The organism is Microbacterium oleivorans NBRC 103075 (genome assembly GCF_001552475.1).
Lineage (GTDB): Bacteria > Actinomycetota > Actinomycetes > Actinomycetales > Microbacteriaceae > Microbacterium > Microbacterium oleivorans.
Genome location: NZ_BCRG01000004.1, coordinates 166,164 through 179,704, shown reverse-complemented (window position 1 = coordinate 179,704; position 13,541 = coordinate 166,164). Strand labels below are relative to the sequence as shown.

The window sequence follows — 13,541 nt, the reverse complement described above, 5'->3', positions numbered from 1 at the left end:
AGCTCGGAGGAACCCCCATGCACCGCAACGACCGCTTGGCGCTTCAGCGCATCGACCGCCTCGTCGGCGACCGACTGCCGCCGGCCCTCTACCGTGAGACCGTCCCCCTGCACATCGCCGCGTGGGAGGTGCCCGGCGAGCCGGTCCCATTCGGCGACGCCGTCGGACAGACCTACACGCCGGTCTCCGAGGGAACCGCCTGGGGTCGCCCCTGGGGCACGGTCTGGTTCCACGTGACCGGACGGGTCCCGGCATCCTGGCGGGGAATCGACGGAACCCGCCCGGAGATGGTCGTCGACCTCGGCTTCGACGGCTCGGGTCCCGGTTTTCAGGCCGAGGCCCTCGTCTTCCGCCCGGACGGATCCATCGTCAAGGCGGTCGAGCCGCGGAACGCCTTCGTGCCGGTCGACGGTGACGAGATCGACCTATGGATCGAAGCGGCTGGCAACCCGAGCGTCGCCGGAACGTTCACCTTCGCGGCGACCCCGCTCGGCGACCGACGGACCGCGGGCGACGACCCCATCTACCGACTGCGCCGGATGGAGTTGGGCCTGCTCGACGAAACGGTGTGGGAGCTCCAGCAGGACATCTGGACCCTTCGCGGGCTCGTGGACCAGCTCGAACCGAACCGCACCCGCCACGCCCGCGTGCTGGCTGCTCTCGGCCGCGCGGTCGACGCGGTCGACCCGGACGACGTGGCCGGCACGGCGCAGGCAGGGCGGGACGAGCTCCGCGCCGCGCTGTCGGCCCCGGCATCCGCTTCGGCGCATCAGCTGACCGCCGTCGGACACGCGCACATCGACTCGGCGTGGCTGTGGCCGATCCGCGAGACGGTGCGGAAGGTCGCCCGCACGTTCTCGAACGTCCTCGACCTCATGCGCACGGAGGACGACTTCGTGTTCGCCGCCTCCTCGGCGCAGCAGTACGCATGGATGAAGGAGTACTACCCGGAGCTGTTCGAGCGCATGCGGGATGCCGTCGCCGCAGGACGCTTCGCGCCGGTCGGCGGCATGTGGGTCGAATCCGACACGAACATGCCGGGATCCGAGGCCCTCGCCCGCCAGTTCGTCGAGGGCAAGCGATTCTTCCTTGAGGAGTTCGGTATCGAGCCGCTCGAGGTGTGGCTGCCCGACTCGTTCGGCTACTCGGCCGCCCTCCCCCAGATCATCACTGCCGCAGGTTCGCGCTGGTTCCTCACGCAGAAGATCTCGTGGAACGAGACGAACCGCATGCCGCACCACACGTTCCTGTGGGAGGGCATCGACGGCACCCGGGTCTTCACCCACTTCCCGCCTGTCGACACCTACAACTCCGAACTGTCGGCGGCGGAGCTCGCTCTCGCCGAGCGACAGTTCGCCGAGAAGGCGGATGCCTCGCACTCCCTCGTCCCGTTCGGATGGGGCGACGGCGGCGGCGGCCCCACGCGCGAGATGATCGCCGCGGCCCGCCGCACCGCCGACCTCGAAGGATCGCCGCGCGTGCGCCTCGGCTCACCGGCGCAGTTCTTCTCCGAGGCAGAAGCCGAGTACGCCGAACCACCGGTGTGGTCGGGCGAGCTCTACCTCGAGTACCACCGCGGCACGTACAGCGCGCAGGCCCGCACGAAGCGCGGCAACCGGCGCAGCGAGCACCTGCTCCGCGCAGCCGAACTCTGGGCCACGCTCGACACCGTCCGCACAGGCGCGACCTACCCGGCGGAGCGGCTGCGATCGCTCTGGCAGACCGTGCTGCTGCACCAGTTCCACGACATCCTTCCGGGAACCTCCATCGCCTGGGTGCACCAGGAAGCCGAAGCCACGTACGCGCGCGTCGCGGACGAGCTGCAGGAAATCATCGACACCGCGGTCCGCTCGCTCACCGGCGCGGGCGACCGTGCCCTGACGGCGAACGCGGCACCGATCGCGCTGGCCGGTGCCCCTGCGCTCGGGGTGTCGGTCGCGGCATCCGTTCTGCCCGTCACTCCCGAGCGGTACGGCGACGGCTGGACTTTCCGTCACGAGCGGTTCCACTGGGCGATCGATGCGCGCGGCCTCGTCGTCGGCGCCGTCGACCTCACCACCGGCCGCGAACTGATCGACCCGGCCTTCCCGGGCGGCGTGCTGCAGTTGTTCCGCGACACTCCCCGCGAGTGGGACGCCTGGAACATCGACGCCGAGGACGGCGCGCTCGGCACGACCCTCACCGACGTCGTCGAGGTCGTCGCCGACGGCGCGGACCTCGTCGTGCGCCGTCGATTCGGGTCGTCTCACGTCGAGCAGCGGTACCGTGTCGACCCGTTCTCGGGCGCGCTCGAGGTCGAGATGCACCTCGACTGGCGAGAGCGGCAGAAGATGCTGAAGATCGCGTTCCCCCTGCGCGTGCGGGCCGAACGCACCGAGTCGGAGATCCAGTTCGGTCACCTCTCGCGGTCGGTCCACGCGAACACGACATGGGATGCCGCGAAGTTCGAGACCGTCGCGCACCGCTGGATCCGCATCGTCGAGGGCGATTACGGCGTCGCCGTCGCAAACGATTCGATGTACGGCCACGACGTGCAGCGCGCTCCCGGCCCCGACGGCGGAGCACGGACCGTCGCCCGCGTCACACTCGTGCGGGCGCCGCTGTTCCCCGACCCCGAAGCGGACCAGGGCGCCCACGAGTTCCGCCTGTCGGTCCTGCCCTCAGCCTCGGTCGCCGCGGCGATCGGCGAGGGGCTCCGCCTCAACCTGCCGCCGGTCACCGTGCACGGCGCCGACGAGGTCGCCCCCCTCCTCACGGTGAGCGAGCCCGGAGTGATCGTCGAGGCGGTCAAGCTCGCCGACGACGGATCGGGCGACGTCGTCGTGCGGCTCTACGAGGCGCTCGGCTCGGCGCGGACGGCGCAGATCGAGGCGGGGTTCCCTGTGGCGGCGGTCACGCAGACCGACCTGCTCGAAAGAGAAATCGAGCCGACTGCTCTGCGCGAGACGACGGGCACCGTGCGTCTGGACCTTGCCCCGTTCCAGCTCGTCACCCTTCGACTGGCGCGCTGACCGGCCGGCGTCACTCCAGGCCGCGAACCGGGACCCCGAGCCACTCGCCGAGGTCTCGGATCTCGGCGTGGATCATCTCGCGCTCGTCGTCGTCGATCTGGGCCAGCTCGTGGACCGCGGCGACGACGAGGTTCTCCTTCTTCTTGTCGAGAGCCGCGTCGAGCAGAGCCACGAAGCGGTCGCCCACCAGGATCGGATGCGCGAAGTAGCCGTAAACCCGCTGATGCTTCGGCTTGAACTGCTCGAGCACGAAGGTGAAGCCGAACAGCTCGGTCAGCCGCGGTCGGTCGAACAGCATCCGGTCGTACGGGTTCAGGATCGCCGCGCGCCCTCCCGGGTCGTCGTCGAGCGCCGCGATCGCCTCGGGGTCGACGCGCCAGCGCCAGGAGCTCCCCTCGACCTCGGCCTCCTCCCCCGCGGTGCCGACGCCGGACCACGGAGACTTCTGCCGCGCGATGCCGAGTGCCTGCAGACGCCGACCCGCGAGCACCTCTTCGGCGTCGGCCAGGTTCATCGCGGCATCCGTCCCCGCGTACACGCGTTCGGGAAGGTCCCACACCCGCTGACGCCCGACGCGACCGCTGATCGCGACGTCGCCGAGGTACGACATGAGCTCGAGCATGCGCGGCACCTGATTGGCGCCGTACCAGCCGCTCTCGTTCTTCGCCTGGACAGCGCTGGTGTCGGGAATCTCCGACGCCTGCAACGGCCCGTCCCGATCGAGGCGCTTCAGGATCTCGGTGCGGAACGCCGCGTTGGCGTCGAGGTACTGCCGCGTCGCGCCGCCGAGCCGTCGGCTGGGCATGATCGCCCGCAAGGCAGGAAGGAGGGATGCCGGGCGGAAGTGCCCGTCGTATTCGAAGAGCAGCCGGTCGACCTCGACGGCCTTCGAGAGCTGACCGGGTTCGTACGCCCAGCCGATCCGCGTCCAGCAGACGGACTGCTCGCTGGGGGCGATGACCGCCGTCGGGTCGATCTTGATCGCACCGATCTGCTCGGCGACCTCGACGACGTCGCCGGGGCGGTCCGCATCGAGCAGCTGCGCGCGCACCGCGATGCGACGGGCCTCGTCCCTCGTGAGCCGGTGCATGGCACGAGGCTAGCGCTCGCCTCCGACGCCCGCGGATCAGCCCGTGGGCTGGAGCTTCGCGTCGACGGTCCGTCGCTCGTCGAAGACGAAGCAGTCCCCCTCGAAACCGTCTCCCCCGGCGTGCTCGAAGTACCCGAGGATGCCGCCGTCGAGCTGCCGCGCGTCGATTCCGTCCTCACGGAGGACGAGCGCCGCCTTCTCGCAGCGGATGCCGCCGGTGCAGAAGCTGACGACAGTCTTGCCGACGAGCTCGTCGCGGTGCGCGGCCGCGGCATCCGGAAACTCGGTGAACTTCTCGATGCGCCAGTCGAGCGCACCCGCGAACGTGCCGTGATCGACTTCGAACGCGTTGCGCGTGTCGAGCAGGACGATCTCGCGGCCGTCGTCGTCGACGCCGCTCTCGAGCCAGCGGCGGAGTGTCAGCGGGTCGACGGCCGGAGCGCGTCCGGCTTCGGGACGGATCGTCGGACGGTCCATGCGGATGATCTCGCGCTTGTGCTTGACGAGCATCTTCTGGAACGGCTGGTCGGCCGACCAGCTCTCCTTCGTCGTCAGCGCAGCGAAGCGCTCGTCTTCGCGCAGCGCGTCGACGAATCCGCGCACGTCCTCCGCCGGTCCCGCCAGGAACAGGTTGATCCCCTCTTCGGCGATGAGGATCGTGCCGCGCAGGCCGCTCGCATCTGCGCGCTCCTGCAGCACGGGACGCAGCGACGCCGGGTCGGCGATGTGCGTGAAGAGGTAGGCGGAGATGTTCAGGACGGATGCCACCCCACCAGCGTAGGCGGGAGGCGGCATCCGTTCCTCAGCAGTCAGCTCGCGAACGGAGCGGATGCCGCGTCGAGAGCGGCGACCTCGTCGGCGGTGAGATCGATCGTCGCGCCGGCGATGAGAGCGTCGACCTGGTCGACCCGCGACGCCGACGCAATGGGGACGGTGCCCTTCGCGCGCAGCCAGGCGAGGGCGACGGATGCAGGGGCAACATCGTGCGCCGCTGCGACGTCGTCGAGCGCCGAGAGCACGGCGAGTCCCTCGGGGGTCGCGTAGGCCGCGGCCGATCCGGCACGCGGCGAGGACTGACCCGACGCGTCGGTGGAGCGGTACTTGCCGGTGAGGAACCCGCTGGCCAGGGCCGAGTACGGGACGACCGTGAGGCCGAGCTCCTCGGCCGCGGGCTTCACGTCGCGCTCGATCGCGCGGTCGACGAGGTTGTACCGGGGCTGGGCGACGATCGGCGCTGCGACGCCCTGTTCGCGGGCCAGGCGCACCCACTCACGGGTGTTCTCGGCGGAGAAGTTCGAGATCGCCGGGTAGCGGATGAGGCCGTCGGAGACGAGCGCGCCGAACGCGGCCACCGTCTCTTCGAGGGGAGTCTCGTCGTCTTCGGCGTGCGCGTAGTAGACGTCGATCGTGTCGACTCCGAGTCGCTTCAGCGAGGCCTCGGCACCGGCCCGCACGTTGCCCGCCGACAGACCAGGGAACTCGGGGTGCTTCGACACCTTCGTGGCGATCACGACGCCGGACGGGCGCCGCGCAGCGATCCACTCGCCGAGGATGGTCTCGCTCTCGCCGCCGGAGTTGCCCGGCGCCCAGGCGCTGTAGACGTCCGCCGTGTCGACGAAGTCGCCGCCGGCAGCAGCGAAGGCGTCGAGGACGGCGAACGAGGTGTCGCGGTCCGCGGTCCATCCGAAGACGTTGCCGCCGAAGGACAGGGGGAACACAGTCAGGTCGCTCGTGCCGAGAACAGTCATAATCTCGATCCTGACACGGTGACGGATGCCCGGGGGCGGGTCCGCGGGCGTATGTCAGCGCGTGACGATGTCCTCCGCGTTGGCCTGGATCCAGCTCATGAGGGGCATGACACGCTCCATCAGCTCGATGCCTCGGGGCGTCAGGGAGTACTCGACCCGCGGCGGGACCTCGGGGTACGACGTCCGCTCGACGATGCCGTCGGCGGCGAGGGTGCGGAGAGTGGTCGCCAGCATCTTCTCGCTGATGCCGTCGACGCTGCGCCGCAATTCGCCCCATCGGCGCGTGCCGTCGGTGAGGGAGAGGAGGACGAGCACGCCCCACTTGCTCATGATGTGATCGAGAACGGTCCGCGAGGGGCAGGCCTCCGTGAAGATCCCCGGCGACTCCTGCTGCAACTGCGCGTAACTGACCGACATGTGAGCAGCTTACCTTAAAGTGGGTACCCTCCAGATGGAATGTTCAAGGCCGCAACGCGGGTTCTCCCCGATGTCGCGCATCTCGCTCGATCATCGAAAGGACTCGCCATGACCATCCTCGTCACCGCCGCCAGCGGACAACTCGGACACCTCGTCGTCGACGCGCTCATCGCCCGCGGGGCCTCCCCCGACAGCATCGTCGCGGGTGCTCGCACGGTGGCGAAGGCCGCCGACCTCGCCGACAAGGGAGTCCGCGTCGTGCCGCTCGACTACACCGTTCCCGAGTCGATCGATGCCGCCCTCGACGGCGTCGACAGCGTGCTACTGATCTCGGGGTCCGACCCGGGCGTGCGCCTCGCCGGTCACCTCAACGTCATCGAAGCCGCGGCACGCGCCGGCGTGAAGAAGCTGGCCTACACGAGCGTCTCCCACGCCGACACGAGCGAGCTCGTCCTCGCTCCCGACCACAAGGCGACCGAAGAGGCGATCGCGGCCAGCGGCATCCCGGCCGTTCTGCTGCGCAACAACTGGTACATCGAGAACTCGGCGGGCGACCTCGCCACCGCCGCGCAGACAGGTGTGCTCTCGGCCGCGGTCGGCGACGGCGTCGTCTCCGCTGCTGCGCGGATCGACTTCGCGGAGGCGGCCGCGGTGGTCATGTTGGACGCTGCCCACATCGGGCGCACCTACGAGCTGGCCGGCCCCCGGGCCACCTACGCCGACATCGCCGCCGCGATGAGCGAGGTGCTCGGTCGCGAGGTCGTCTACGCGCCGGCCACTGCCGACGAGCTCGCCGCCCTTCTGTCGTCCTTCGGGCTCGATGAGGGCACGGTCGGGTTCGTCGTGGCGCTCGACGCCGGCATCGCGCGCGGCGACCTCGACGTGACGGACCCGGCCCTCACCGACCTCATCGGGCGTCCCGCCACGTCGTGGGTCGACGCACTCCGCGCCATCGCCCCCGCGAGCTGACCCACCGACACTGCCGAAGCCGCGGCATCCATATTCATCGGAATGGATGCCGCGGCTTCGGCGTTGGGACGGGTATGCAGAGCTTCGGAACGCTGTCCTTCGGTCATTACGGCCCCCTCGGTGGGGGTCGCGAACTCACCGCCGGCGACTCGCTGAAGCAGGCGATCGACCTGGCCCAGGGCATGGACGAGCTGGGTGTCAACGGTGCCTACTTCCGCGTGCACCACTTCGCCCGCCAGCAGGCGTCGCCCATGCCGCTGCTCGCCGCGATCGCGGCGCGCACCTCGCACATCGAGGTCGGGACCGGCGTCATCGACATGCGGTACGAGAACCCGCTCTACCTCGCCGAAGAGGCCGCGGCCCTCGACCTCATCAGCGACGGCCGACTCGCCCTCGGCGTCAGCCGTGGGTCACCCGAGAGCGTCGTCCGCGGCTACGAGACCTTCGGATACACCGGCTCGGAAGACCCCCGCGGCGCGGACCTCGCCCGCGAGCACTTCGACCTCTTCCTCCGCGCGATCGACGGCGAAGGCCTCGCCGAAAGCGACCCGCACAGCCCGTTCGGCGGCGGACAGGGGATGCAGCGGATCGAACCGCACTCCCCCGGGCTCCGCTCTCGCGTCTGGTGGGGCGCGGGCAACCGCGACTCGGCCGAATGGGCCGGTCGCATGGGTGTCAACCTCATGTCGTCGACGCTCCTCACCTCAGCCGACGGACGGCCTTTCGACATCCTGCAGGCCGAGCAGATCGACGCGTTCCGCACCTCGTGGCGCGAGGCCGGGCACGCCGGTACGCCGCGGGTGTCGGTGAGCCGCAGCATCTTCCCGATCACCACGGCGGAGGACGCCATGTACTTCGGCGGACGCTCGGACGGCGACCAGATCGGCGTCATCGACGGGATGAGGTCGACCTTCGGCAAGACCTACGCCGGCACGCCCGACGAACTGGTCGAGCAGTTGCAGCACGACGCCGCAGTGCGCGAAGCCGACACCCTCATGCTCACCATCCCGAGCCAGCTGGGCGTCGCCTTCAACCTGCGCCTCGTCGACTCGTTCGCGAAGTACGTCGCCCCGTCGCTCGGCTGGGTGCCGTCGAACGCGGTCGCGACCGTCTGACGCGCACCCGGGCTGCGACCGCGCGAGGCGTGCGCGGTCGCAGCGCCAGTGCGAGGACGAGGCCCTCAGTGCCTCCCGGCCGCCGGATGCAGCACCTCGAAGCGCTCGCAGACGACGGGCATGTCGGGCTCGAACCCCCGCGGGTCGCTGGAGTGGGTGCGCCAGAACCGTTCGTGCGCCGCGCGCCACCATTCGAGCGAGAGGTCGCCCTCCCCCTCCGCGACGGCGTGGTCGGCCGTCACCTCGCGGAACGGGACGATGTCGACGGCGATCGTCCGGATCAGTGCGCGAGGCACCCCGCTTCCGTCGAGCACGATGCTGAGGTCGCCGGCCGCCGGCACCGGGTCGCCGTCGACCTCGTAATCGCGCAGCGACGACGCCGTGGCGGTCTTGGTGCCGGCGAGGACCAGTGAGAGCAGGTCGTCGGCCTGCGGCGGAGTCGCCCCGAAACCCCACGCCTCCGGCTCGGCTTCGGGAAGCCCGCCGACGATCTCACGGCACTCCTGCCAGAACTCGGACACCGACGCACGCGAACCCATCCCGCGACCCTATCCTCACCCGACGAGCGGACCGCCTTGGCGCCAATAGCCGAGGAACGCGACCTGCTCCTTCGGAATATCCAGCCGACCGGTCAGTAGGCGACGGAGCGACGTGACAGTGCCGGACTCGCCGGCGAGCCAGACGTAGAGGTCCTCTCGGGGCAGTTCCGCCGTCGCCGTCGCCCACTGGATGACCGCGCGCTCGAGTGCCCCCGAGTCCTCGCGTTCCACCCGGACGGCTCGATGCGGAGCACCGACGTACGGTGACAGCAGATCGTCGTCGGGGGTCGCGGCATCCACCACCACGTCGGCGACGACACCGTCGTCCAGCGCTGACACGATGTTCCGCGCCGCCGGGTACGCGGTCTCGTCCGCAACCAGCAGCACCCGCCGCGCCGACCCGGGATGCCAGTGCAGACCGTATCCCGTCCACCCCATGCGACGATCAGGCCCGGTCACGACGAGCCGGTCACCGGGGCGGGCCGACGCGGTCCAGGCGGAGGCCGGACCGGCGGGAGTGTGCAGGTACACGTCGACGTCGATCTCGCCCGCGTCGGATCGGATCGCGGCGGGCGTGTAGGTGCGGAGGACGTTCCGCTCCCCCTCGTCGAGCTCCTTCCACCGGCTGTACCAGTCGGACGGATGCGGTGTGGGTTCCTCGAGCAATCCGAAATCGGCGAGCCCGCCGCCAGGCAACGGCAGGACGAGCTTGATGCGCTGGTCGAGCCCCCACGGCGCAAAGTTCCGGAGCGCCTCGCCCCGCAGGGTGATCCGCACGAACCTCGGGCTCAGCCGCACGGACGCGGTGACCTCCACCTCGAACGCACTGTACGCCCAGGGACGGTCGAGAGTTGCGGTCATCGGTGGACCTCCGTGGTGTAGGGCGTGCGGAGCGGGACGACGAGCGGCCCTCCCGTGACGGGATCGGGGATGACGGTGTTGGCGAGGCCGAACACCGCCGAGACGTTCTCGCTCGTGACGACCTCGGCGGGCGGACCCTCTGCGATGACCCGCCCGTCTCGCATCGCGACGACCGTCGTCGCGTATCGCGCCGCCTGGTTGAGATCGTGCAGCACCGCGACGACCGTCCTGCCCTGCTCGTGGAGCGTGGCGAGGAGTTCGAGCAGCTCCACCTGATGCGCCACGTCGAGGTACGTGGTCGGTTCGTCGAGGAGGAGCACCTCGGTCTGCTGGGCGAGGACCATGGCGATCCATACCCGCTGGCGCTGGCCGCCCGACAGGGCGTCCACCGGACTGTCCGCCAGCGCGGTGGTGCCCGTCGCCTCGAGCGCATCGACGACGGCGGATTCGTCCGCCGGCGACCAGGGCCGCAGCATCCCCCGATGCGGGTACCGGCCCCTCGAGACGAGATCGCGCACGGTGATCCCCTCGGGTGCGACGGCGGTCTGCGGGAGCAGGCCGAGCCTGCGCGCGAGAGCCTTCGCCGGGATGTCGGCGATCGACCGACCGTCGAGAACGACGCGACCCTCTGCGGGCGGTAGGAGACGGGCAAGCCCGCGGAGCAGCGTCGACTTGCCGCACGCGTTCGGCCCGATGATGACGGTGAACGAACCGGGTTCGATCTGCAGTGACAGCTGATCGACGATGCGGGTGTCGGCGTAGGCGAACGATGCACGCTCGACGGCGAGGGAGGCGGGGGGACGATCAGGCACGACGGCGGACCTCCAGGACGATGACGGACAACAGGTAGACGCCGCCGACCGAGACGGTGACGACCCCGACGGGCAGAGGGGTCGGCAGCACGTGCTGCGCGACGAGGTCGGAGGCGAGCAGGATCACCCCTCCGAGCAGGGCCGACAGTCCGAGCGGCAGCGACGGTGTGCGCGTCAGGCGTCGCGCGACCTGCGGGGCTGCCAGCGCGACGAACGCGACCGGCCCGGCGACGGTCGTCGCGGCCGACACGAGCCCCACCCCGGCAAGCAGGGCCAGGGCGCGGACGACGTTCGGACGGGCACCGGTCGCGGCGGCGAGATCGTCGCCGAGCTCGAGCTGGCGCATCCGTGGAACCAGGAAGAACGCCCCCACTGCCATCGGAATGCCCGCGGTGAGCGCGCCGGCGAGTGGCGCTGCGGCGACGCCGTTGAGTGAACCCGCACCCCATGCCGAGGCGAACATCGCCGTCTCGAGCTCGACCTGCAGGAGGAGCCACGTGTTCATCGAGGCGAGCATCGCCGACACCCCGATTCCGACCACGATGATGCGAAACCCCTGCAGTCCATCTCGCGACGCGAGCAGTTGGATCGCCAGCGCAGTCACGAGACCGCCGACGAGCGAGCCGGCCACGAGGGCCTGCCAGCTCGCCGAGACCAGGACGAGTGTCAGCAGCATGCCGCTGAAGGCGCCGCTCGACAGCCCGAGGACGTCGGGGCTCGCGAGCGGGTTGCGCGTCACGGTCTGGAACAGCGCGCCCGCGACCCCCAGCATCGCCCCCACGGCGACGGCGGCGACCACCCGGGTCAATCGCCAGTCGACGACGACGGTGCGCTCGATCTGCTCCCCGCCGCCCGTCAGGATCGACGGGATCCGTTCGACGGGAACGGGGAAGTCACCGAGCACCAATCCGAGCACGGCCAGCACGACCAGCGCGACGGATGCCCCGGTCCCCGCCGCGAGCACGCGAGTGTGGCCGGCGGCCACGCGCCGGGCCGGCCGCACTGCACGGCCTGCCCGATCGATGGACGTCGTCATGACCATCACCGTGCCTTCGCCGTTCGTCGACGCGCGAGAGCGATGAGAAGCGGGGCGCCGATGAAGGCGACGACGATCCCGACCGGCACCTCGGCGGGGGCGATCAGGAGGCGTCCGAGGACGTCGGCGGCGAGCACGACGACGGGGCCTGCCAGCAGCGACACCGGCAGGACCACCCGCTGGTCGGGCCCGACGATCCACTTCACGACGTGCGGGATCATGAGCCCGACGAAAGAGATCGGTCCGGCGATCGCGGTGGCAGCTCCAGCGAGCAGCGTCACGGCCACGACGACCCCGATCCGGATGCGCCCGACGTCCACCCCCTGCGAGCGTGCGACGTCGTCACCGAGCGCTATCGCGTTGAGACCGTTGGCGAGCGTGAACGCGACGAGAACGCCAGCAGCGACGAAGGGCCCGATCGCGGCGAGGTCGTCCAGCCCCGCGCCGAGCAGGGAGCCGGCGTTCCATCCCCGCATCCGGTCGAAGGCCTCAGGGTCGGTCAGGGTGATCGCGGTGGTGACGCCGGAGAGGACGGCACCCAACGCGACACCGGCGAGGATGAGGCGGACCGCTCCCCCGGTCCCGCTCGCACCGATCACGTAGACGGCCAGCGTCACCACCAGCGCGCCCGCGAACGCCGGCCAGATGATCTCCCCGGCGCCGGAGAGACCGAACAGGGCAACCGCGAGCGCGACCGCGAACGCAGCCCCCGCGCCGACCCCGAGAAGCCCGGGGTCGGCAAGCGGGTTGCGGGTGAACGCCTGCATCAGCGCCCCTGCCGCGCCGAGTGCCGCGCCCGCGACGATGCCGACGAGGGTGCGCGGCACGCGCAGATCCCAGACGACGAACGCCGTCTCGGTTGTTCCCCGACCGGCGAGCGCGTCGATCACCGCCGGCGGGGCGAGCGGATTGGCGCCGAGCGCGAGCGAGGCGATGACAGCGACGACGAGGATCACCGCGACGACGCCGGTACCGAGGATGCCGCGACCCGGGCGTGCGGCAGCGGTCACCGGTTCGCGGACAGGTACCGCTCGATGTCGCCGAGAACGGCCGCGGCACCCTTCGGGCCGACGCCGGACACCCACGTGCTGGTGTCGACCAGCGTTGCATCGGGGAAGGCCGTCTCGACGGCAGGGGGGAGGGCGGAACGGTCGTCAACGTCGACCGCCGTCACGAGCACGTGTTCGGCCTTCGCGGACGCGATGTTCTCGGGCGACAGGTCCGCCTGCAGGCCGTCTTCCCACTTCTGGTCGGGGATGGTGAAGCCGACGCATTCGAGAAGGCTCCCGGCGAACGAGACCGGGCCGTAAAGGCTCAGCGTGGTCTCATCGCGCGGGCGGATGAGCTGCACCGTCTGGCCATCGACGTCGTACTCGTCGCGGATGCGACCGCACTCGTCGTCGACGCCGGTGAGGAGACCGGCAACCTCGTCCTCGCGGCCGAGGGCCTCGCCGATGAGCTTCGCGTTCTCGCGCCATGGGTCGGCCTGCGAGGCGATGAAGACCGTCGGGGCGATGGCGTTCAACTGCTCGTAGAGCTCGGAGTGCCGGGATTCGGTGCCGAGGATGAGGTCCGGCTTCAGCGCCGCGATTGCCTCGAGGTCAGGCTCCGGCACGGTTCCGACGGGCGTGACGTCCTTCGCACCGAGATAGGCGGGGATCGAGGTGACGTTCCCCGCCACCGCGGCACCGACGGGGGTGATGCCGACCGCCACGGCCGTGTCGAGCTCGAGGGGCTCGAGCGTCACGACGCGGTTCGGTGCATCGGGCACGTCCGCCGAGCCGCGGGCGTGCTCGACAGCGCGCGTACCGGAGGCCGCAGACGCGCCTACAGGCTCGGGTGCAGTGGCGGCCGTACAGCCCGCCAGCGCGAGCGCGATCATGCCGGCGGCGGATGTGAGGACCAGTCGTGAACGAGGGGACATGTCGGGAAGGACCTTTCCG

At 70.5% G+C, this 13,541-nt stretch carries 13 protein-coding genes; 3 read left to right on the top strand and 10 right to left on the bottom strand.

From position 1 onward, the window contains the following. Positions 1-17 precede the first annotated feature (17 nt). Entirely contained in the window at positions 18-3,011 is a 2,994-nt protein-coding gene (locus MO1_RS06630; protein ID WP_060915574.1) for an alpha-mannosidase, read from the top strand. Between the two features lie 10 nt (positions 3,012-3,021). On the opposite strand, the gene MO1_RS06625 is transcribed toward MO1_RS06630, so the two are convergent. From MO1_RS06625 to MO1_RS06610, 4 genes are read right to left on the bottom strand one after another with little or no spacing between them, the layout of a single operon-like run. Next, positions 3,022-4,101, bottom strand: coding sequence for a DNA glycosylase AlkZ-like family protein (locus MO1_RS06625; protein WP_060915573.1), 1,080 nt, complete (start codon positions 4,099-4,101; stop codon positions 3,022-3,024). A 36-nt stretch (positions 4,102-4,137) separates the two neighbouring features. After that, positions 4,138-4,869, bottom strand: a complete 732-nt coding sequence (locus tag MO1_RS06620; protein ID WP_082724382.1) for a sulfurtransferase — start codon at positions 4,867-4,869, stop codon at positions 4,138-4,140. 41 nt (positions 4,870-4,910) lie between these two features. Then, on the bottom strand, positions 4,911-5,849 hold the full coding sequence (locus MO1_RS06615; protein WP_036309959.1) for an aldo/keto reductase: 939 nt from the start codon (positions 5,847-5,849) through the stop codon (positions 4,911-4,913). 54 nt (positions 5,850-5,903) lie between these two features. Further along, on the bottom strand, positions 5,904-6,266 hold the full coding sequence (locus MO1_RS06610; protein WP_036309960.1) for a winged helix-turn-helix transcriptional regulator: 363 nt from the start codon (positions 6,264-6,266) through the stop codon (positions 5,904-5,906). 108 nt (positions 6,267-6,374) lie between these two features. On the opposite strand from MO1_RS06610, the gene MO1_RS06605 reads away from it, so the two are divergent. Both MO1_RS06605 and MO1_RS06600 read left to right on the top strand, forming a co-directional pair. Beyond that, positions 6,375-7,235, top strand: coding sequence for an SDR family oxidoreductase (locus MO1_RS06605; protein ID WP_060915625.1), 861 nt, complete (start codon positions 6,375-6,377; stop codon positions 7,233-7,235). A gap of 74 nt (positions 7,236-7,309) precedes the next feature. Then, entirely contained in the window at positions 7,310-8,350 is a 1,041-nt protein-coding gene (locus MO1_RS06600; RefSeq protein WP_060915571.1) for an LLM class flavin-dependent oxidoreductase, read from the top strand. A gap of 65 nt (positions 8,351-8,415) precedes the next feature. Here MO1_RS06600 and MO1_RS06595 read toward each other — a convergent pair whose 3' ends face one another. From MO1_RS06595 to MO1_RS06570, 6 genes are read right to left on the bottom strand one after another with little or no spacing between them, the layout of a single operon-like run. Then, entirely contained in the window at positions 8,416-8,889 is a 474-nt protein-coding gene (locus MO1_RS06595; protein ID WP_036309965.1) for an ASCH domain-containing protein, read from the bottom strand. A 15-nt stretch (positions 8,890-8,904) separates the two neighbouring features. Next, positions 8,905-9,750 (bottom strand): siderophore-interacting protein, encoded by an 846-nt coding sequence (locus MO1_RS06590; RefSeq protein WP_060915570.1) that lies wholly within the window; start codon positions 9,748-9,750, stop codon positions 8,905-8,907. Continuing rightward, positions 9,747-10,562: an ABC transporter ATP-binding protein gene (locus MO1_RS06585; protein WP_060915569.1), complete on the bottom strand. Its 816-nt coding sequence runs from the start codon at positions 10,560-10,562 to the stop codon at positions 9,747-9,749. The genes MO1_RS06590 and MO1_RS06585 overlap by 4 nt, the downstream gene beginning before the upstream one ends. Then, positions 10,555-11,598: a FecCD family ABC transporter permease gene (locus tag MO1_RS06580; RefSeq protein WP_174520559.1), complete on the bottom strand. Its 1,044-nt coding sequence runs from the start codon at positions 11,596-11,598 to the stop codon at positions 10,555-10,557. Before MO1_RS06580 ends, MO1_RS06585 begins: the two co-directional genes overlap by 8 nt. A gap of 5 nt (positions 11,599-11,603) precedes the next feature. Continuing rightward, the gene (locus MO1_RS06575; protein WP_081416941.1) at positions 11,604-12,608 is read right to left on the bottom strand and encodes a FecCD family ABC transporter permease; all 1,005 of its coding nucleotides are present in this window, start codon (positions 12,606-12,608) and stop codon (positions 11,604-11,606) included. Further along, complete coding sequence (locus MO1_RS06570; protein WP_060915567.1) at positions 12,605-13,522, bottom strand: ABC transporter substrate-binding protein; 918 nt, start codon at positions 13,520-13,522, stop codon at positions 12,605-12,607. The genes MO1_RS06575 and MO1_RS06570 overlap by 4 nt, the downstream gene beginning before the upstream one ends. Positions 13,523-13,541 lie beyond the last annotated feature (19 nt).

Coding starts and splice junctions, on each gene's coding strand:
- MO1_RS06630 (WP_060915574.1), top strand. CDS start 18: ATGCACCGCAACGACCGCTTGGCGCTTCAGCGCATCGACCGCCTCGTC.
- MO1_RS06625 (WP_060915573.1), bottom strand. CDS start 4,101: ATGCACCGGCTCACGAGGGACGAGGCCCGTCGCATCGCGGTGCGCGCG.
- MO1_RS06615 (WP_036309959.1), bottom strand. CDS start 5,849: ATGACTGTTCTCGGCACGAGCGACCTGACTGTGTTCCCCCTGTCCTTC.
- MO1_RS06610 (WP_036309960.1), bottom strand. CDS start 6,266: ATGTCGGTCAGTTACGCGCAGTTGCAGCAGGAGTCGCCGGGGATCTTC.
- MO1_RS06605 (WP_060915625.1), top strand. CDS start 6,375: ATGACCATCCTCGTCACCGCCGCCAGCGGACAACTCGGACACCTCGTC.
- MO1_RS06600 (WP_060915571.1), top strand. CDS start 7,310: ATGCAGAGCTTCGGAACGCTGTCCTTCGGTCATTACGGCCCCCTCGGT.
- MO1_RS06595 (WP_036309965.1), bottom strand. CDS start 8,889: ATGGGTTCGCGTGCGTCGGTGTCCGAGTTCTGGCAGGAGTGCCGTGAG.
- MO1_RS06590 (WP_060915570.1), bottom strand. CDS start 9,750: ATGACCGCAACTCTCGACCGTCCCTGGGCGTACAGTGCGTTCGAGGTG.
- MO1_RS06580 (WP_174520559.1), bottom strand. CDS start 11,598: ATGACGACGTCCATCGATCGGGCAGGCCGTGCAGTGCGGCCGGCCCGG.
- MO1_RS06570 (WP_060915567.1), bottom strand. CDS start 13,522: ATGTCCCCTCGTTCACGACTGGTCCTCACATCCGCCGCCGGCATGATC.